Origin of the sequence: Shewanella inventionis (assembly GCF_019931735.1) — a bacterium.
GTDB lineage: Bacteria > Pseudomonadota > Gammaproteobacteria > Enterobacterales > Shewanellaceae > Shewanella > Shewanella inventionis.
The window spans coordinates 3969364-3990460 of the sequence record NZ_CP082926.1; the positions used below are offsets into that span (position 1 = coordinate 3969364).

Annotated in this window: 18 protein-coding genes and 2 pseudogenes; 8 read left to right on the top strand and 12 right to left on the bottom strand. The window is 39.1% G+C overall.

What is annotated here, in order from left to right; genetic code table 11:
- The 4 genes and pseudogenes from K8B83_RS17695 to K8B83_RS17710 all read left to right on the top strand — a co-directional run.
- Entirely contained in the window at window positions 1–2880 is a 2880-nt protein-coding gene (locus K8B83_RS17695) for a site-specific integrase (RefSeq protein WP_223418532.1), read from the top strand.
- Between the two features lie 12 nt (window positions 2881–2892).
- Window positions 2893–4149 carry a hypothetical protein gene (locus K8B83_RS17700; protein ID WP_223418533.1) on the top strand — a complete coding sequence of 419 codons (1257 nt, stop codon included), beginning with the start codon at window positions 2893–2895 and terminating at the stop codon, window positions 4147–4149.
- Between the two features lie 327 nt (window positions 4150–4476).
- Window positions 4477–5643, top strand: coding sequence for an Arm DNA-binding domain-containing protein (locus K8B83_RS17705; RefSeq protein ID WP_223418535.1), 1167 nt, complete (start codon window positions 4477–4479; stop codon window positions 5641–5643).
- Between the two features lie 171 nt (window positions 5644–5814).
- Window positions 5815–6016: pseudogene (locus K8B83_RS17710) on the top strand (IS66 family transposase); the annotation flags it as partial.
- Between the two features lie 14 nt (window positions 6017–6030).
- Here K8B83_RS17710 and K8B83_RS17715 read toward each other — a convergent pair.
- Window positions 6031–7923, bottom strand: coding sequence for a UvrD-helicase domain-containing protein (locus K8B83_RS17715; RefSeq protein WP_223418536.1), 1893 nt, complete (start codon window positions 7921–7923; stop codon window positions 6031–6033).
- Window positions 7924–8209: 286 nt separating this feature from the next.
- On the opposite strand from K8B83_RS17715, the pseudogene K8B83_RS17720 reads away from it, so the two are divergent.
- The 4 genes and pseudogenes from K8B83_RS17720 to K8B83_RS17735 all read left to right on the top strand — a co-directional run.
- Window positions 8210–8377: pseudogene (locus tag K8B83_RS17720) on the top strand (IS66 family transposase); the annotation flags it as partial.
- Between the two features lie 391 nt (window positions 8378–8768).
- Entirely contained in the window at window positions 8769–9059 is a 291-nt protein-coding gene (locus tag K8B83_RS17725) for a helix-turn-helix domain-containing protein (protein ID WP_188739364.1), read from the top strand.
- Between the two features lie 152 nt (window positions 9060–9211).
- Window positions 9212–9535: a HipA N-terminal domain-containing protein gene (locus K8B83_RS17730; protein ID WP_263283600.1), complete on the top strand. Its 324-nt coding sequence runs from the start codon at window positions 9212–9214 to the stop codon at window positions 9533–9535.
- Window positions 9511–10395, top strand: a complete 885-nt coding sequence (locus K8B83_RS17735; RefSeq protein ID WP_223418538.1) for a HipA domain-containing protein — start codon at window positions 9511–9513, stop codon at window positions 10393–10395. The genes K8B83_RS17730 and K8B83_RS17735 overlap by 25 nt, the downstream gene beginning before the upstream one ends.
- 88 nt (window positions 10396–10483) lie before the next feature.
- Here the strand turns inward: K8B83_RS17735 and K8B83_RS17740 are convergent, their stop codons facing one another.
- From K8B83_RS17740 to K8B83_RS21760, 11 genes are all read right to left on the bottom strand, one after another.
- Window positions 10484–10744, bottom strand: a complete 261-nt coding sequence (locus K8B83_RS17740) for a hypothetical protein (RefSeq protein WP_223418540.1) — start codon at window positions 10742–10744, stop codon at window positions 10484–10486.
- A gap of 376 nt (window positions 10745–11120) precedes the next feature.
- Window positions 11121–12470, bottom strand: a complete 1350-nt coding sequence (gene glmM, locus K8B83_RS17745) for a phosphoglucosamine mutase (protein WP_223418542.1) — start codon at window positions 12468–12470, stop codon at window positions 11121–11123.
- Between the two features lie 252 nt (window positions 12471–12722).
- Window positions 12723–13154: a type VII toxin-antitoxin system HepT family RNase toxin gene (hepT, locus tag K8B83_RS17750; RefSeq protein ID WP_223418543.1), complete on the bottom strand. Its 432-nt coding sequence runs from the start codon at window positions 13152–13154 to the stop codon at window positions 12723–12725.
- Entirely contained in the window at window positions 13151–13534 is a 384-nt protein-coding gene (mntA, locus tag K8B83_RS17755; protein WP_223418545.1) for a type VII toxin-antitoxin system MntA family adenylyltransferase antitoxin, read from the bottom strand. The genes hepT and mntA overlap by 4 nt, the downstream gene beginning before the upstream one ends.
- Window positions 13535–13831: 297 nt before the next feature.
- Window positions 13832–14710 (bottom strand): UTP--glucose-1-phosphate uridylyltransferase GalU, encoded by an 879-nt coding sequence (gene galU / locus K8B83_RS17760; protein WP_223418546.1) that lies wholly within the window; start codon window positions 14708–14710, stop codon window positions 13832–13834.
- 45 nt (window positions 14711–14755) lie between these two features.
- Window positions 14756–15829: a UDP-N-acetylglucosamine--undecaprenyl-phosphate N-acetylglucosaminephosphotransferase gene (gene wecA / locus K8B83_RS17765; protein WP_223418548.1), complete on the bottom strand. Its 1074-nt coding sequence runs from the start codon at window positions 15827–15829 to the stop codon at window positions 14756–14758.
- 131 nt (window positions 15830–15960) lie between these two features.
- Window positions 15961–17040, bottom strand: a complete 1080-nt coding sequence (gene wecA / locus K8B83_RS17770; protein ID WP_223418549.1) for a UDP-N-acetylglucosamine--undecaprenyl-phosphate N-acetylglucosaminephosphotransferase — start codon at window positions 17038–17040, stop codon at window positions 15961–15963.
- A 92-nt stretch (window positions 17041–17132) separates the two neighbouring features.
- Window positions 17133–18038, bottom strand: coding sequence for a glycosyltransferase (locus K8B83_RS17775; RefSeq protein ID WP_223418551.1), 906 nt, complete (start codon window positions 18036–18038; stop codon window positions 17133–17135).
- A 54-nt stretch (window positions 18039–18092) separates the two neighbouring features.
- Window positions 18093–19220 (bottom strand): glycosyltransferase WbsX family protein, encoded by a 1128-nt coding sequence (locus K8B83_RS17780; RefSeq protein WP_223418553.1) that lies wholly within the window; start codon window positions 19218–19220, stop codon window positions 18093–18095.
- Window positions 19217–20041 carry a hypothetical protein gene (locus tag K8B83_RS17785; RefSeq protein ID WP_223418554.1) on the bottom strand — a complete coding sequence of 275 codons (825 nt, stop codon included), beginning with the start codon at window positions 20039–20041 and terminating at the stop codon, window positions 19217–19219. Before K8B83_RS17785 ends, K8B83_RS17780 begins: the two co-directional genes overlap by 4 nt.
- A 71-nt stretch (window positions 20042–20112) precedes the next feature.
- Entirely contained in the window at window positions 20113–21078 is a 966-nt protein-coding gene (locus tag K8B83_RS21760; protein WP_223418556.1) for an EpsG family protein, read from the bottom strand.
- Window positions 21079–21097: the final 19 nt, after the last annotated feature.

Here is a 21097-nt window from a genome sequence, read left to right on the forward strand (position 1 = left end):
ATGCTCAATTATAGTACAATACAGCGTCACCATGAGGATTTGGGACTGGCAATAGAAAATCGCACAGATATAGAATGGATATGTCTGCACATAGATAAATGCGCCCAACAACGTCAACTCAGTGAAGTCAATCTCAAGCAAATAAATTATGCCATAAGCAACATTCCAACAGGGCGACAACGTCGACTTAAGCGAGCACGAGATCAAGTCTTACAATATCTTTATGATGTCTGTGATTGGACCCTACCTCCAAAACAAGAGACGCGGTGTCAAGATAGTGCACTCAAGTGGATGCGTGAAATACAAGTATTCAACGGCAATGCAGGCACATTGCTACGAGGCTATCATCAGCAACGCCAGCGCTTTATCGCCAATCCAAACAGTGGATCTAAGAGTGAGTTAGCTTGGTTACTGATCGTGCTCTACATTGATGTCGCTCCTCTGCCGTTAAGCTACTGGCAAGCGGTTCTCAGTAGTGCTGATCCAATAGAATTTTTTGAAGGTCAATATACCCTAAAGGTGCCGCATCCAACGCCTATCGCCGCATTTGCTAACGACGCCCAACCAAGCTTTACCCGGTTACCACTGCCGCTGTTTGCTTATCAGCTATTACAACAATATATGCTGCAGCAAACTCAGCCACCAACGAAAAATGCCCTTTTAAAAGCATTAAATACTATGTTATCAGCGCAGCCTTATTATCTAGCTCCGCGCTCAGCGGCGAAGTGGCAGCGCACGTTTCAGTCATTGTGGCACCATCATTATCAAGTACCGGCCGAACTGTTGCGCGATATTTCAGATCCTCAACGCCATGTCGCGACGTTACCTCAACATTTCAGCCCAACTTTGCCACTCGCAATCAAAAAATCACTCTACCAACCTATCGTATTTCAGCGACAAGAAAACCAAGATGGCATTAAATCAAACTCGGGCAAGCCTTATTGGCCACACAAAGAGTTAATCAAGTATTATCGCCGTAAAAACAACGCATCCGCAGTAATGCCATTAGTGCCCAGTTGGACTCAAGATAACATCCTACCTAAGCTGCTGTTTCATTTCTGTGAGTCACTCTTTATTGACGGAGGTATTAAACGTGACAACCTACCAGCAGACACTGTCGACAGATACAGTAACTTTTACAAAAACCTTGCTCCGTTATCGTATCAAGCGGCCAGCGAACCCGATAAATTAGCATTATGGGCGCAGCAAGCTTTTGAAACCCTTGATGAGAAAGACTCGCAATCATGGCATTTCTACCAATTTTTACGCAGTGTGTCACAGCAACCATTAACTGATCACTTAGATTTGAGTCAATTTGAGAAGCCTAGTTTACCTGCACGAGTGGATCCATTTCGGCTAAGTGTTTCTCAGTTACACTTAGTTATCAAACACTTATTATCGAACAACAATGGTCACGCTCTGCAACGACTCTTTGCCAGTGTCGCTGCATTACTCGCGTTTTATGGTGCTTTGCGTCGCGGTGAAGTGTTACGCCTTAGAGTGGGTGATATTCGCCAAGTCGCCAATCAAAATAACCATTTTGTACTGACTATCACAAAAACAGATGAAGGCAGTACAAAAAACGGGCAAACTCGCCATGTTTATATTGTCATGCCGAACGTGGCAGCAAAGCTTGTACGCATAACGATTAAGATCAATGCAGAGAGTGATTACGCAAAACCGCTATTAGCATTATGTGGTGAATCCATAGCTTCACGCGCAAGCCATTATTTATATCCAGTGACCCAGGTGCTTAAAGGGTTGTTTGGCCAACAGGTACGCTTCCATCATTTACGTCATTCAGGTATTGAGCTCACTTATCTGCAGGGGTTGCATTTAGCATATGATCAAGAAGATAACCATTTGGCAACTTTGCTCGACGACAAAGCAATGCAAACAATGCTGACCAAGCAGACTTGCTTAGCACGCTTTAGCTTTTGGCTTGAGGGACGCGATTTTAGCGAGGTAAACGATAGCCTCCTGTTTGATGTGATTAGCGCTCAATTTGGACATTCTCATTATGCAACGACTCGACGTCATTACTTACATGGACTTGAGAGGATTATCCCGCTTTTTAAGCCACAAAAGCGTCACTATAGCCGTGATGAATTGCGCTACCTTTTGGATATGCCCACTGGTTCAAATGATATCTCAAGAGTGCTTGCAGAGCTCAGTCCTGAGTATGCTGCATTGCCAGAGCAAGCCAAAAAGCACTATCAACCCTACTTTAGCGAGGCGGAATTACTAAAAAGAATCGCTCCCAAACAACGTACTTCTAAACTTGAACAGGAATGGAATGAAAATGACTGGTTAAAAATGTGGACTGCTTACGCACCTGGAGAATGGCACAACGGGCAAGTATTTAATCTCATAAATGGTCAAGCAATGCGCAAGTTAACAACTGGTGAGCTGACAATGAAGTCTCTGAGCGAAGCATGGATGCTGTTGGGGCAACACCAAGGGTTAGTGTTGGATAAAAAGCAATGCACCGCGATAAAGCACTTAGGCGGAGCAATGATTACAGAAACATGCATAAGTGAAAACTCAGCAAGACCGCATGAACTAGGCAAGCTAGATATTGTATTTAATTGTCCAAGCAATCAACGCACACTCCAAGCATTTCAGAGTTTATGTCATCTAGGACCACTTAAATCATTTAATGCAACACTGACTTTAATTCAAAACAGAAAAAGTCTTAAAAGTCATAAACTTGATTTGGTCAAAAAAGACTTTGCTCGCAAACAAGACACCGTGTTGCTTAAAAAGATCCCTCTTGGTGGCACAAGCTTGAACATCACATTACATACACCATTTTCAGCAGCCATATTCAAGCGTCCACTCGCTCAATATTTTACCGGCATATTAGCTATAACCACTTAAAAGGATCTCACAATGCCAAAACTTGAATTTCATGCCGACCGCAAACAAGGTATCAGCTACTTAGTTGACGCGATCAACGATAAAGATTGTATTCCTTATGTCACTGTGGTGATAGAGACCAAAGAGCTCGGTTATTTAATCGGAGGGCAGAGCGACTTTCCCTCTATGGTTCAATTGCCACTTAACAGTGAATGGGGGCTCAAAAAAGGTCAATGGTCATTATGTGCAAGTAGCTTTAGTACATGGTGGCAGGCTGAGTTAAAGAACACGTTAAATAAAGACCCAATCACTATTGAAGTTGAATATGGTAAACAGCAAGATCTTCCATCCCTCAACGGCTTGATGGCGCAAGTATCTCGTCTATACATTCAAGCTAAACCGCCAATCGAGGAGCATCTTGCCTTTCTTTTGCAGCATAAAAACCAAGCTTACCAATCTTTACCCACTGATTCAGCCAGAGTGATCCTTGAAGTCGCAGAGGCCCATAAGCCGTTTGATGTGTTTGAGCTCAATAAAGAGCAACAAAAAGTCCGTATTGAGCGTGACAACAATATTCAGACCTGTACCCTACCCGAGAATATGGAAGTGACACATGGCATATTACTCAACAAAGAAAGCGTGGTACAACTAGAAAGGATCTGTAATAACACTGATGCAGAACAGATCCAGTATTATCTGGATGATGAGCGCGCAATATTTAGTGATGGTAACTGCGTGAGTTCAAGCTCGTTAGCATCACTGCGTGAATATCGATTAAAAAAAGAAACAGCGTATAGTACAGAAGTTAAAATTATCATCAACATTTATGATTTTAAAGACGATCTCAAAAGATATTTGTCGATTATGCCGCTAAAAAAAGCCAACCAAGCACTACTCTATATCGATAAAGACTATGTCATGCTTGCCAGCTTAGTTGAAGAGACTGGCAGTAATCGCTTCATTCGCACAAAACACATAGATTGCCCCAAACCCTCGTTATACAGCATTAATCTAAGTCAGCTAAGCCGTGTGCCAATTAAAGATATTACCCATGCTGAACAAATGAAAATCGCGGTATTAATTAACGATAAAGGTGAACTAAAGTTGGGGTTTTATAACGACAGAGATAATACCGAGCCTTACCACAGTGTCACTGACATCGAATACGCTTCACCTAAAATGGAACTGATACTGCAATCAAAAGCCAAACTAGAGACGATGCTAAAACAGAAAAATGCGAGTGGGGATTTAGACAGCCAAGAAGATTTATTTGGTTTTGATGACGTTTAATAGCGCAATAAATCGGACGTGACACAATGTATTGGTGTGTTATTTGAATAAGCACAACAAAACACTGGACAAATACACAGTGGTAGTTGTATAAATAGAAGTGGTTAACTAATAAGCTAAAACATCAGCCTATTGGGAAACACAATGTGGTGGTTAACTTGCGCGATTGGCAAGTTGAGTTACCCTAACAATAGCAGTTGGGAGAGAGTGGCGGCAACCACTCTCCCCCGTACCGGCTGCACCGAACCTTTAATCCGAACCCAGCCGATGGCTAAATTCTAACGAATTCCATCGGATAGGGATAGATCTATTTGATGGAGGCCTCTTATGGCTCAAATTCGTGTTCGCCCCAATGGGCGTATTCAGTTCGACATACATCTTTATGGCTGCCGTTTTCGTGAAGGCACTAAACTGATGGCCACACCGAAAAACCTTGCCAATGCCAAAGCCACACTCAAAAAAATGAGTGCTGAAATCGACTTAGGCACCTTTCAATATCGCGACTACTTTCCAAGCAGTAAAAAAGTGGCGCAGTTTGAAGCGCTACAACGCACAGCTCACCCCGACCGCCAATACCCTTTCTTTGATAATTTTGCCAACCAATGGTTTGAACGCAAAAAAGCCACCTGGAAAAGCAGCTACCAAGCCATGGTTCGCGCAGCATTAGACAAATACCTAATCCCAACGTTTGGTAATACCCTCATTAACGAAGTCACCTTGTCGCAGGTCGATTACTTTCGGCAGGCACTAAAAGAAGGCGAGAAAAAAGACGGTTCACGCCTGATGTCGAATCGGCGCATTAATTTTATTCTGTGGCCTTTGATTGCCATCGTAAGCCTGGCCGCTGATGAATGTAAATTCGAATACCCGTTACGCCGCTACAAAGCACTAAAAGAAGAAAAAGCCGAGTCTAACCCCATGACCATCGATGAGGTGCGCAAGTTTCTTGCGTGTGCCCCTAAAAAATGGAAAGACTATTTTATCATTCGATTCTGGACCGGTATGCGCAGTTGTGAGGTGCATGGCCTCGAATGGGAACATATCGACTTCAACCATCGCTTAATTCGAATTCGTCAAAACTGGGTCAATGGTGAAATCTGTGATGTAAAAACACCAAAATCACGCCGCGAATTAAAAATGTGCGACACCGTTTTTGATGCGTTTAAACGTATTCAGGCAGTAAAACCTAAACACTCAAACTTTGTGTTTGTGTCCCCCACAGGACTCCCCCCCTCAACTCACTTTGTCAGCCGCAAATTATGGTTCCCGACGCTAAAAGCCGCAGGCTTAAAAGCGCGCCGCCCTTATGAAACTCGCCATACGGCCGCTGTGCTTCATATCGCCGCGCACGAAAATCCCTTGTACATCTCTCAAATGCTTGGGCACAGCGACACGCGATTACTGTTTGATGTCTACGCACCTTATGTGGCCAATGCGTCACGCCTTGATGGCAGTGCGTTTGAATCATTAATGAAAAGCGAAGGGCTGGGCTAAAAGCCTTAGCCACTATCGATAATGTTATGAGTCGATTGTGGCTTTGGCTAAGACGCCATCATAATTGATGAAGTGAGCATGACAAACATTGATAACGCCTGCAATGACATCTCGGCAAACAACATCTATTTTAGAAAGTCTTCGAACATCCCAAAATCCATCATACGATTCAAATGGCCAAAATTATTAATGTATCTTGATGATGGTGATATTAGCATCAATAACAATGTTACCGAACGAGATATACGCCCGTTCACAACGGGACGTAAAAACTAGATTTTCTCAACCTCAGTCAACGGCGCGCATGCCTGTGATAACTTGTATACTTTAGTGATGACATTGTCGCGCTATCTATATCTGTGATTTTTATTTTCATTTGCCTAGTTGTCATATGTCTAAATTCTCAAAGAAGGGTTTCAATCCATGTGGGATGTAGGCTTTTTTCTTTGCCCGTGTTACTGCTACATACAAAATACAAAGTTCATCATCTAATTGCACGTTTGGTGAATCTACTAAGTATAAGTAATCACTCGAAATAACTATCGTATCCCATTCTCGCCCCTTCAATGCATGAGTTGTACTAATCAGTCTGGTCGACTCGGATTCGGGTTGATTAAGGCGCTCAACTTGGTCGATTATTTTAAGTATTTCATCGCCAAACTTTTTGTATAACTTAAGAGCAAAGTAAACATCACCATCAGGTGAGCTTTCTAATTCAGTTTCTAAATTGCTTAATGAATAACAGCGAGCAATCATGGGATGCTTCAACTGATCAGTTTTTTTATGCGCCAATGCCATGATGTTTTGGCAAAGGAACCTTATGCTACCGAATTCTGTCTTAACACTAATCGCATGGCCTTGTTCTAGCTCATTCTTTGCAATAGAAATTATTTCAGTGCGTGTTCTGGTAAGAATTGCACCTACGTCCTTAGGAAAAGCCTCGTTTGGCTGGTAGTACACTATTTTTGAATCTAGATTTTGATTTCCTCTGATTATCTCTTTGGGCGGTTCGCTGTGCTTAGCTAAAACATTGTTGGCTACTTTAGCAATGCTTTCTCCAAACCTATGCGACATGGTAAGAGACTTGTTTTTCAACTCGAACAAATTCATGGTATTTACGGCACCTCGCCATTGAAATAGTTGCTGATGACGATCACCAATAACGACAAAATTTCGATCAATGTGGTTTTTCATCACCTGGTAAAAAGCACCATTGGTATCTTGAGCTTCGTCCACAATAATATTTGCATACTTTTGAGGTAGTTGAATATCTGGTCGCATTGCCCAAAACTTCATCAAATGTGAAAAATTTATGATGTGCTTGTCGTGATTTTTTTGTGAGATTAGGAATTCCCAATAAGATGTGGCCCAGTGCATAATTTTCTGTGCGGCTTGAGAAGAAAGTACTTGCTTTGGCACATGTATTATTGAAACTTCCGATTCAACACTGCTGCAGAAGTTATATACAGTGTCTTGAACCAGCCTTGATAGCGTATAATACTTTACTATATTCTCACCTAAATCTAACTTCATTGGTAACCCCAACAGCATTTGGAGAGCACCAGCGTCAGATTGTTTCCTCGACAGCTTTGGATCCAGAGAATTCATAAAAGGCGATTGTTTAAGAGCAAATTTATATGCGAGTGAATCTTGAGTAAATGCTTGTGTTGTCACTCGCTCCTTGGCTTCGCTAGCATTTTCTTTTAAAAAGGCGGTATATAATGTTTTTTCATATCCTAATTTTTCAGCGACCTGCCCTGAAAAAGTGGTTTTACCTGTACCAGCAAAGCTATTGACTAATATACCGCTATCACATAAATCCAATGCCTCTTGTTGCTCTAAAGTTGGATTACGCACATTAAACTTTGCTTTCATACTCGTGAACTTGCGCTTGGCTGGCGAAAGTTTATTTTCATAACTCAGAACAGAATTCTTTTTAGCGGCTATCTTATCAGACTTAAATACAATAGGTTTAGTATAGCTTGGCACATAATCAGGTGGGCTTTGATTTTCATCTTTAAGCAGACTAATTAAATGATTCAGGATGTCAGATTCAAAGTTTTCATGTTCCTTTACCTGCTCTGAAAATGCGACCAGAGCATCGTTAATGTATACCGAAGCTAAGGAGAACACAATTTGGTCAGTTGGAGCAGAAATGTATTTGGCAATATCAGTCAGCAAGCTTACTTTGATGTTATGCTCAAGTGATTCAACCAGCTTGTATTTCAAATTTTCATGTAAACTACAAAATTGCAGCATAATATTTTTATTGCTAGTCACATTTTTTCCTTAGGCTATTTTTCTGATACTAAAAATCACACGCTTATTTATGGGCTAAACGCTCAGCTATTAGGCGTGTTGAAAACTAAGGGGACTTACCGATGTTCAGTTGAGCCAGATGTTAATGTTTGGCCCAAGCAAATAGAAAGTCACAAGGTGCAAGCGTTCTTCAGCAACAAAGAAGCTGTTCCAATATTAGCAGAGTTTAAAACCTAGTTGGAAAAACAACGGATACTTCACAAAGTGATATCTAGGCAAAGCGATTACCTGAGCACTAAACTAATGACCAAAATTATTAACTTATCTTGATGATGGTGATATTAGCATCGACAACAATGTCACCGAACGCGATATTCGCCCGTTCACAACGGGGCGCAAAAACTGGATGTTCTCAACGTCAGTCAACGGCGCGCATGCCAGTGCGAACTTGTATCGTCAAGTGATGACCTGTCGCTAAACATAATCTTCAACTCAATATGACAGACACCTATGCATGCGTACGTATCTGCTCTCATTCTAACGTAGCGGTATGTTTAGTAAGTGTCTCTCGATTGCGTCAATCATCGACTTGGTATTAAAAGCCCACATCGAGTAGGGTGAGGCGTTGCCGCCTCTTCCCTCTCACATATTAAATTAAAGCAACTCAACAAAAATCAACATTGAAATAGATTGCCGCTGGAGTGATCATTTGTTGAACAGCCATATAATCACCACTATCGGTTATTTATTAGTAGTGCATTTCACGAGAGCAATATAATCACTCTTATCGGTGAATATATTTAAAAGTTACTGAAATCGATCTATAATCACTGAAATCGGTGATTATTTTTAGTAAGGTTCGATTGATGGCTAAGAAAGTAACAGCTTCAAAAATGCCTAGCGCTGCATTCATAGATAATGCAGCCGTTCTGGGCCAACTCATCAAAGCAAAAAGAACTGAACTCGGCCTAAAGTTAGCAGACTGCGCCGCGCTATGCGGAATTGGTATTAATACTTTATCACGTATTGAAAACGGAAATTCAAACTGTACTTTATCAGCAGTATTTTCTGTTTTAAACGGATTGGGTATTAAGCTAACCTCCAAAGAATTAACCCCTTTAGAAAAGATATCATCACCTTTTGATGAGTGGGTCTAGATATGACAAAAGCTGACGCATACAGGCTAGACATCAAATACGCTGATCAAGTGATCGGAAATTTATCTTTAGATAACACGACCAACTTATTAAAACTGAGTTATTCACCACTGTGACAAACCGAAGGTTTTGCTATCTCCCCCCATTTATCACTGGATAATCAACACTCACCAGAAGTCGCGTACAGCTTTCTAGATAATGCCTTGCCTGAAGGTGAAGCAAGAAAACTTTTGGCTGAAAATCTGGGTGTTTCAGAGAAAAATGTTTATTCACAAGTCCGTGCCATTGGAAATGACTTAGCAGGCGCAGTGACATTTTTACCGTCATTAGAAGAACACAACCAGCCGTCATTTAGAATACTTGAAGAAGAAGAAGAAGAAGAGCCATTACAAGACTCGACAATAAAGAAGAATTGGGCCTACTCACATGGGACTATAAGCTACGTCTCAGCGTGGCCGGAGTTCAAGATAAACTAAATGTTTTTATTGATGAGAAAGGCAATATTGGCTTTGGAGATGGGTCACTCTGCTCTACCCATATTATAAAATTTGAAAAGAGAAACTGTCCAAATCTCGTCTTAAACGAATTTTTTTGTATGAAGCTCTCTAGTGCAGTTGGATTGCCAACTGCTGATGTTGAGTATAGACATTTTGGACCTCACCCATCGCTCATCGTAAAACGATTCGACCGCAAATATGTTGCCGACGCCAACAAAGTAATGAGACGTCATGTTATCGATGGCTGCCAGGTATTGAATTTACCAAGAGACTACAAATATGAGCGAAACTTGGGTGATGGAAGAGATGTCCAACATATTCGAGATGGCGCTAGCTTAGAAAAGTTATTTGAATTCACTGGACATATGTCTTCCCCAATTGAAAGTAAGCAATGGCTTATAAACTGGCAACTGTTTAATTTAATGATCAGCAACTACGACAGTCATGGCAAGAACGTTTCATTATTCTTTGATAGCAATAATGCACGATTCACTCCAGCTTATGATCTCGTCAATATCGCTTTGTTCCCTCAATTTAAACACAGGTTAGCGATGGCTATAGGTGATGAGTTTGACCCCGACCATATTCATGCGTATCAACTGGCTGATTTCGCAGAAACATGTGATATCGATAAGAAACTGTTATCTAGGCTATTGATTGAATTAGCAAATAAATTGATAAAACAACTATCGACTGGGTCGTTGATTAAAAGTTTACAAACTCAATCTCATTTTTCTGATAATGATATTAAGTATTTTCAGCAACTGAGTGACAACATACTGACAAGAACCGAGTATTTAAAAGCTCAAGCAGTTGAAATCCCTAATATTGAAGTATAGAGACGTCAGCTTAGTGAAATCGTTTTTTAGAGGGGATGACCAACGGCGTAGCCAACAAACATAGCTGCGGATTACACACATTGTTTAATTACCACTTAGAAAAGTCATAGTGCACGAATGAAGGTGACAATGAAGTGCTGGCTCCATCAACCTTTTTTCCACAATAGGGACAATAGCGTACTTTTATTGCTATTGTTTCGATAATTTGGCCAACTTCTTCTAAGTAGTGGTTTTCCTGAAGATCAATTTCTGTTGCCACTCTATTTAAATTTAAAATGCAGCAACCTTCGACATGTTCATACCAAGCATCTACTAATTTCATGTTTTCGCAATAGTGAAGATCTTTCATTTGTCACCCTTCCAAGAGAAGAACATATTTGTAACCGGCTAGCACTGTTAATTTTGCACTGTTCTGAAAGTTAAGGCCATAATCAGATCTACGCTAAGTTTCGATTCGCTCACGTAAAGATGACGAAGTGTGCTACTTGTAATTTAATGGGTATTTTCTCTTAATTGCCCGAAAAATTGCACTATCATTCCGCCATCCAGAACAGCATAAGTAGATATCATGCAATAGATTTTTTGTTTAAAAGCGCACAAACAAAAACAGGTGATTGCTAAGCAATCACCTGTTTTTATGTTTTATGTGAAGCGCTCTAGGAACTAGGTTCTAGGAACTGCAAGAGAGCGGACTTCGTCCTTCTAGAATCTAGAAGCGAAGCGCCCTAGCACCTAACTGCGTTAGCGATGTGCTCAGCTTGTGTTTGCGACATTTCTGGGTCAGTAGATTCTACCATTACACGGATTAATGGCTCGGTGCCAGATTTACGCAGTAACACGCGGCCGTTGTTGCCTAGTACGGTTTCGGCTTCGATAACCGCTTGTTTAACGGTGTCTGAGGCTAAAATCTCATCAGCATTGTTTGCGGTTAAGCGCACGTTAAGTAGCACTTGTGGCAGTTTTTGCATGCCAGAAACCAGTTCAGCTAATGATTGTTTAGACTCTAATACAGCTTGCAGTACCAGTAATGATGCAACTACACCATCACCTGTTGAGGCGTAATCAAGGTGCAAAATGTGGCCAGAGCCTTCGCCACCTAGCCTCCAACCGGTTTCTTTTAATTGCTCAACCACATAACGGTCGCCCACTTTGGCGCGTTTAAAAGGAATGTCCATCTCTTTTAACGCCAACTCAAGGCCAAGGTTAGACATTAACGTGCCAACCACTCCGCCTTGTAATGTACCTTTACGTTTAGCGGCGCGGGCTAATATGTATAAAATTTGGTCGCCGTCGACCACATGGCCGTTATGATCAACAAACATAATGCGGTCGGCATCGCCATCAAGTGCAATACCTAAATCGGCCTCGTGAACCATTACTGCCGTTTGTAGGCTGTCTAGATGGGTCGCACCGCAATGATCGTTAATGTTCACACCATCCGGTTTGTCATTAATGCTAATGACTTCTGCACCTAACTCGCGGTACACATTCGGCGCAATGTGGTAGGCCGCACCATTGGCGCTGTCGACCACAATCTTCATTCCCGCTAAGGTTAAATCTTTAGCAAATACGCCCTTGCAAAACTCAATGTAACGGCCAGCGGCGTCGGTAATACGGCGCACTTTACCGAGTAACTCAGAAGACACACACTGCATCGCATTGTGGTTTAACGCCTGGTCGAGTAGCGCCTCGATTTCAAGCTCTTGTTGGTCATTGAGCTTAGTGCCAGAGTTAGAGAAAAACTTAATGCCGTTATCGTAATGGGGATTGTGCGATGCGCTAATTACCACCCCCGCATCAGCTCTAAAGGTTGAGGCTAAATACGCCACCGCAGGCGTTGGCATAGGGCCGATTAACGCCACGTTTACACCGGCAGCAGAAAGCCCCGCCTCAATAGCCGACTCAAACATATAACCACTACTGCGGGTGTCTTTACCAATTAACACTTCCTTGGTACCGGTTGAGGCAAGCACAGTACCCGCAGCCCAACCCAGCTTCATTGCAAAATCAGGTGTAATTGGAAAAGTCCCCACTTTTCCACGCACACCATCGGTACCAAAATATTTACGACTCATAAAAACTCCAAAAATAAAGAAGGGTCTAGGTTCTATATGCGTTGACGGATTACGGATTACAGAACGCTTCGCTTACGGGTTCAAGTACTAGGAGCTCGCAAGCTCGCCGGAGAGCGGACTTCGTCCTTCTAGGTACTAGGGTCTAGGAACTCGCAGGCTCGCCTGAGAGCGGACTTCGTCCTTCTAGAATCTAGCAGCGAAGCGCCCTCGAAGTGACGCAGTCACGCCCTAGCCTCCCCGACGATGTGAGGGTTACTCGGAAAGCAAAAAAGGAATAGCCTTATCCGTAAATTCGGCCAAGGATTGATAATGCTTTTGGCGCAAAATATCTTCAATAATCAATAAATCGATATTCAAATAATCGTGCACCAAACCATTACGCATGCCAATGATCTGTTTCCAAGTTCGTAATTCATCACTGGATATCAGGTTATGCACCTTTAAAACGGAGAATGATTGATAAGCTTCGGTCACACTGTGACCCTGAATCTTTTTCACCATATGCTTGGCTAGCCCTATGCACATTTCTGTGAAAACTTGCAGTAACCGCTCAGTTGCTAAGAAGTCACGATTTTTAAGCCCTGAATGTATTAAATCAAAGCGAAGTTCATCGAGTTCTTTGAGATACATTGCTTTGTGCATTTTGACTTCATTGAGGTATAGCTCAATACCTTTGTTCATCATTCTGCCTCGCGTTTGCTTTCCATCAATTGATACTCAAACATAGAACGAATGCGGTTTTCTTCTTGATAAACGCGCAGTGGGTTATTGTTATATACCAATTGGCCATATTCAATCACATTAAAAGCGAGCGCAATAGGTATGCGATTAATATCAACGATGCTCAATTTATCGAGAGGCATGTTTAACTCTTCTGCCCACTCTATTGCTATACATTCGGGGCGAGATTTAAGTGATAAAGCAGGGAGAGTATGATTCTTAAACGCTATGGCTAAATCAACATCACTTTCTGAGTGTGCGGTTCCCTGAGCTTGAGAGCCATATAACCATACAAGCTCAATGTCTTCATTAAGCTTGGCTAAGTTAACGATAAAATCTATCATCCCCATCCTATTTTTACCGTTTATAAGCGAAGCGTCTAGCAGTGACGAAGTCAGGTTCTAGGTTCTAGGTTCTAGGTTCTAGGTTCTAGGAACTCGCAAGCTCGCCGGAGAGCGGACTTCGTCCTTCTAGGTACTAGGGTCTAGGAACTCGCAAGTTCGTCTGAGGGCGGACTTCGTCCTTCTAGGTACTAGGGTCTAGGAACTCGCAAGTTCGTCTGAGGGCGGACTTCGTCCTTCTAGGTTCTAGCAGAGTTGCGCCCTTCTGTTAACCTAGCAGCGAAGCGACCTCGCACCCAGCTAGAGCATTTTTGCGATACGTTCTTTAAATTCTGCACCGAGTTTGGCGTCACGTAAGCCGTATTCGACAAATGCGGCCATGTAACCAAGTTTGTCACCACAATCGTGTGATTTGCCTGTCATATTAAAGGCTTCAACTGTGTCCTGTTCAATCAGCATATCAATCGCATCAGTTAGCTGAATTTCATCACCAGCACCGGCTGGGGTTTTAGCCAATAATCGCCAGATTTTTTCAGACAATACATAACGGCCAACCACCGCTAAGTTAGATGGTGCCTCACCTATGGCAGGTTTCTCAACCATGGCAGAAATTTTTGCCGAATCCCCTGGGGCAATCTCAACACCATTACAATCGGCAATACCATACTTGTTTACTTCATCGTCAGGCACTGGCGCCACCATGATCTGGCTAGCAAAACTGGTTTTGTAACGGGCAATCATCGCCGATAGGTTTTCAGTTTTTTGATCTGCTGTATACGCGTCTAAAATCACATCAGGTAGCACTACAGCGAACGGGTTATTACCAATACAAGGGTGTGCACACAATACCGCATGGCCAAGGCCTTTCGCCTCACCTTGACGCACATGTAAAATAGTCACATCTTTAGGGCAAATGGCCTGCACTTCTTCAAGCAACTGTCGTTTAACACGTTTCTCAAGCGTAGATTCGAGTTCAAAAGACTTATCAAAGTGGTTTTCAATAGCATTTTTACTGGCGTGCGTCACCAATATAATCTCTTTAACGCCCGCAGCCACACACTCATCAACAATGTACTGGATTAACGGCTTATCAACCAAAGGCAACATCTCTTTAGGGATCGCTTTGGTTGCCGGTAACATGCGAGTCCCAAGGCCCGCCACAGGAATAACAACTTTCATCAATAAAACCTTATATATTAATTCTTAGGCGCATAAAGTTAACAGTTAGTCATTACGTTTTAACCAGGTAATTATTTGCCAAACATGTGCTAAGGCCCAGTTGTAAGCAATAAATAATGCAATAAATACAGAAAACATAACCCATTCAGAAACAAAATAAAACTCACCTGCTATACCAAATAAGGCCAAAAGCAAAGACAATAACGTGATGCGGATCAGTGTTTGTTTACGGTTATAGCCTGCACGTTCAAAAATATGATGCAAATGATCTCTGTCAGGTTTAAAAGGTGAATGCCCCTTTTTTACACGTCGATACATAATAGCTGCCATGTCCATTAATGGAATTGCAATGAGGTACAAAGCGGTTACAGGAGAGAAAATTACATCACTCGATGCGGTCAAGCCATGCACGTTATTGGATTGAGTGCCAAGCACTAACAACCACACCACAGTCAAACCAATTAGCATACTGCCTGCATCACCCATAAAGATTTTTTGTAGCGAAGCAAAAGGCCAGCGCAGGTTAAAAAATAAATAGGCAATAATTGCAGCGTCAAACAGCAACGGGATTAAAAACCACTCATTATCAGCACGATAAAATAGCAATGCTAAGGATGAAAACGTCACCAGGCTTAGCATACCTGCAAGGCCGTCAATGCCATCAACCATGTTAAACGCGTTGATACACCCGATAACAGCAATTACGGTGACAAGAATGCCAACATAACCCAGCCTAAAATCAAAAAAGTAGAAGATGTCACCCAAACTACTCAAATAAAAACCAGCACCAAATATGAGTATAGAAGCAACAATTACTTGCGCGACAAGGCGAACACGAACAGAAAGGTCGTAGCGATCATCCAGCACACCAATAAATAAAATTAATGACGCTGAAATAAGATACAAATTGAGGGTCTGGCTCTCTTGAATAAACAGACTGGAAGCCAAAAGAACACTGAAAAAGATCGACACACCACCAATGAGTGGTATGGCACCTTCATGGCATTTTCGCTCATTTGGGAGATCTAACAAACCTACTTTTGCAGCAATCGGGTTAAAGACTAAAATCGCAGCAAAACTGAGTATAAAAGCGGTAATAAACGGAATAAAATAATCCATTATCTCATCCTTAAGGTGTTATAGAAAAACACAGTAACAGGTTTAAAGGTTAATCTTTACAATAGTAACACTTCTTTCAAAATTGCGATAATTAACTTTGTGAGTACTAACGAGGTTACTTAAGCAATATGTCATTCATGTGACGGCTTGGTAAACTGGAAGTGTTTGTGTAAAAGGGCAATTATTCGCCAAATATTGGCGATAACACTATAGTAAATAGCAAAAGTAAACACAAAAGAAAAAAACATAATGGATTCTGGCACGCTATATAGCTCTGACCACACTCCTACCCCAGCCATCAAAGCCGCTAAAAAACAAATAAAAAGTAAAGATTGAGCAGGTGAAAGGCCTATGCGTTGGCAAATATGATGTAAATGCTCTCTATCAGGTTTAAAAGGTGACTGTCCTTTTTTGATCCTTCGCGCCATGATGCAAACCATGTCCATTAAGGGTAATGCAATAAACCATAACGCTGTCACTGGCCTAATAACCAACTGCTCTTGCCCCTGGCTTGCATCAATTAATAACCATATCGCAGTGAAACCGATAAACATGCTTCCCGCATCGCCCATAAACACCTTAAAACGGCGGCCTAGAGGAAAACCTAAATTAAGCATAATGTATGGGAGCATTGCACAAACAAATAATAAGCAAAAAGTGGCAAGGGTTGAATTGCCAGCAAGATAAAACATAACACCAAGGGCTGAGAATGTCACCGAAGCAAGCCCGCCGAGCAAACCATCAATACCATCGACCATATTAAAAGCATTAATTGCTCCAATCACAGCAAAAATAGTCACTATGTAACTCACGTATGTCGGAATAACTAAGGCCGTATCATTAAACATGGCCCCAAGGTAATGCAAGCTCTTATAGCCAATTAAAATCATTGCTAGGGAAATACCCGCTTGAACAATTAACCGAGATTTAAAGCTTAAATCATACTTATCATCAAGCGCTCCAAGCACAATAAGCACTGTTGAACATGCAACATACAGGAGTAAGGCGTTGGTAATCTCAAAAAAAGCAAACAAAACAATCATTAAAGATGTGTAAATTGAAATACCACCCACTAACGGGATTTGACCTACATGGTGTTTACGTTCATTGGGTTTATCAACTAATCCAATGCGTTTAGCCAATTTTCTGAAAAAAAACAAAATAATAAAAGAAAAAGAAAAAATGAAAAAAATTAAAATATGTATCGACATAATTGATTCTTGATTATATGTGTTAGAACACATAGGGAGTAAGTTAGAAACTTCAATATTGAAATAACAATTAAAATCAAAAACTTAGATAATTAAAATAGATTCAAGAACAAAATTAAAGCGAGAGCCAATTGGTCTCTAATTCTGCGTCTTAACTGCCTAACATGAAGGATTAAATACAAATTACCTAAATAACCATTTAGTAAGCCATACTTAACGATTTTAAACTTTTCCAAGTCAAATAATGAAACTAACTTCAAAATCTCGTTTCTATACCATTTATTTTTAATCAAAATAAGTCTCTTTCTAGCAGCTGAAAAAGAATTATTAGCACCTACTTGGTTATTTGCATGCTGTCTGTATAGCATTGAAGGAGTCATATCAATAAACCACCTATATTTATTAGACCTAGCAAATGCGTACAATAACCAATCATGCAGAACGATTTGATTAACTTTATCTTGTTTCTCAAAAATAAATCTTTTAAAGTCTAAAGCTGCTTCGGTTCGCATAATATATGTACAGCCAGGTCCTGCGGCTTCAAAAATAAAATCATATTGAACCTGTGGTTGAGCTTTATCAATGAGGCAGTCTCGACCATCAACCCAAAACGCTGTTACATTGGAGGAGTAAAAATCGTAATCTATTAGCTTTTCAGAACCAATATGAAGCTTATCTTCAAACCATATATCATCTTGATCACTAAAAGCAACTACATCAAATGAAGAAAAATCTACGTTACGCAGCAAGAAGAAAAAATTTTTACCTGCTCCGCCGAAATAATTACCATAAGAAAGAAGAATAACATTATTAAAACTTGCATACTTTTCTTCTAAATAAGCATAAGTACCATCGGTTGATAGATCTACACTAATAAAAATTGTAACACTAACATTTCTCTGTCCTAAAATAGATAAAACTTGTTCATCAATCCATTTTTTTCCATTATAAGCTGCTAGTAACACAGCACAACGAGGTACAACAACATTTAAAGTCATAAACAAATTACTTATAATAAATCAATCTATTAATTCGACAATATATGAGTTGAATCAAATATCATCATGAAATACTTGTTTTATAATATCAAGTTTTTTTAGACCGTATAACTCATCTGGTTCAAGATATGCACCTTCAGACCATTCATTCCAAGCATTTATTATCACAAGTTTGTCTTCTACATTTCTTAGATTATTTTTTACGATTCTAAGAGCAGTTTCAAATTGTTCTAACGAAATATCACTAAACAAAGTAGCTCGGTCGTTGTAACGAGGAGTATTATCCCAATCTGGAAATACTACTTGATAACAAACTTTGCCAGCTATTGTTAAGTCTTGGCTAGAATCAAGTTTACTAACGTAATCAGTGTAAGAGTATGACTTTACAGAATAATTATTGGTAAAATAACTTAATTTACTCTGAATCGACTCAGGTAATTTTCTAGCTACAGATTCAAGTCGTTTAGTAAAACTAGAACGTGAACTCAAGTATTTATTTACAGCAAATCTAGGCTGAAAGTTGATTATGGCTTCAAACATTGAATATACTTGTTCTGCACCCGACAAACTATAAGCTCTCATAGCAATAAAATGAATTCCGTCGAAACCTGCTTCAAGGGCCTTTTGATTGAAGAAAACTAACATCTCATTTAATGATATAATTATTTCAGGACGGTATATACAAAAAACGGGCTTATTCTTAATTTTTGTATATCTAGGATCTTTAAAGAAATTCAATAAGTAATCAAAATGTTCACCCCACATTTCTTTCGATGGGGTATAAGTATTTTTAATAAGTATATCATTTGGTTTACCAACCCATTGTCGTGTCCAATTTTCATTTGCCCAAGTAAAAAAAAACTCAAAATCTATATTAGAGTTATTTAACAAATTATTGACTGGTGCATCAAGTAAAACTTTACCGTCAAACCAATAATGATAAAAATTAAAACCTGTAACACCATAACTTTTAGCTAAATTACATTGGGTTTCAATAGTAGATGGCAAAGATTGATCTAAATAACCTAAAGTAGGAACCCTAGGCTGATAATGACCAGAAAAAGACGGGGTAGACTTTCTAACTAAGTCCCAATCTGTAAATCCGTCACCCCACCACAAATCATTTTCAGGAATTGAATATAACTGAGGAAAGTAAAGTGGAAAAATTTTGAAATCATTCATGAATTGGTACCTATGTTAAACAAGTTTATTAGAGTTTTATACTTTATAGAAAGCTTAATAGAAAGCATAAAAAGATAAACTTTAAAAAAGAATTGACTAATTAAGCCAAAAGAATAATGTTCACGCCAAAAACATATTACTTTCACTAATGATGAAAGATATTGAACTTTATCATTATCAGGGTGAAAAGATAAATCATGTTGAATATATGAGTCTAATACATATATTTTGACTTTTCTAAAATGTAAAAATTCAAATAAGACGGTGTCAGTCCCATAAAACTTCGCGTATTCGGGATATACAAAGAGATTTAAATCATTAAATTTTGGAATAAATATACCACTATTCATTGCAAAAACCTTCTCACTAAACCCATTTGAATTATAAGGCTTTGAAAACACAAAAAAACTCTTATATGGACTAATTAAAGATGAGTGTGTAATTACTTTAGGAACAAAAACAATGCCGGAAAGACTAGACAAGGTTTTTCTAGTACTTATAAAATTTGAAATATAATCATCTGGTAATTTAGAATCATCATCTAGAAGTAATAAGTACTCATCGCTAGATAACAAGTCAAACTGTTCTTTATATATAGTACTTAGAGGTAAGTTGTTTTTATTATGTTTATAATTCACATAATAATTACTCTCTAGTAATTTTAAATCAGAAGAATTTAAACAAGGAAGTTTACTGTTATCGTAAATATTCAACTGGTGCTTCTTTTCTAACACCGCCTGAACTTGAGAAGTTAATGTAACAAGAGTTTTGCTTTCATTTAATTTTTTATTAAAAAGAACAACAACTATTTTAATATTCATAAATTTCACTTTTGTAAATTACAAAAAAATGGGAATTAAATAAAATATATTAAAAATATTAAAAATATCATTTAATACAAGTTAGTGTAAGCTAACAGCCTATAATTGTAATAGATAGATGATATAATAAATAGTGAGACAGAAAAATAAAACACTGACTTTTGATAATATTTATACGTACTTTGTATTAAAAAAATTGAGAAAAATATTGCAATATCCACTAAGCGAAATGCAATATCTGGAATACTCTTAAAACCTATAGACAATATAACAAGCAGCGACACACAGAAAAAATACACAAAATCTAATTTCGACAAATAAATCAATTTATACAGAATCAACACCATCAAAATATATAAAACCATCATTCTAACAGAGAAAATATTCATACTTTGATTCATATGCTGACTTACATTTATATATAAAATCAATTTATCATAAATATAATCTGGAAGAATAAAGTTTGAAAAGCTTAAAATATCCAAGAAGAAGTTAGAGAAAACAAATACAAATGGAATTAAAATAAATACAAACCTTCTTCTGGCTTCAAGTATTATTGAAACATAAAAAATAAAAACAAATACAATAGATGAAGTATGAATCAAAATTGAAAACAAAAAAAGAAAAAAGGCTCTCCAACTATATCCTTTTACATATAAAATTGAGCTCAAGAATAATAATGATATGGCTAATGCAATTCTGATTTGTATAAACTCATGCAATATCAATAAAGAAGAAATATACATCAAAAAAATTGCATTTTTCTTCTTAAACATTATGAAACAATTGAATTTTACATATAACGAGATAAAAACATATAAAAATATAACCCATCTAAATGAATCACTGAATGATAGTACTAATTTTGAAACTAAAATAAAGCTATATTCAACAAGTACATTAACACCAGTCTTAACATTATTGAAGTAATCTTGATATGTACCCATGTCTGGTAATAAATTAATAGGTTTGAAAACACCAAAAATAGTAAATATGATCAAAAACAAAAGGGAGTAACATCTATAATAACTGATCATATAGTCTTCACACCTAATA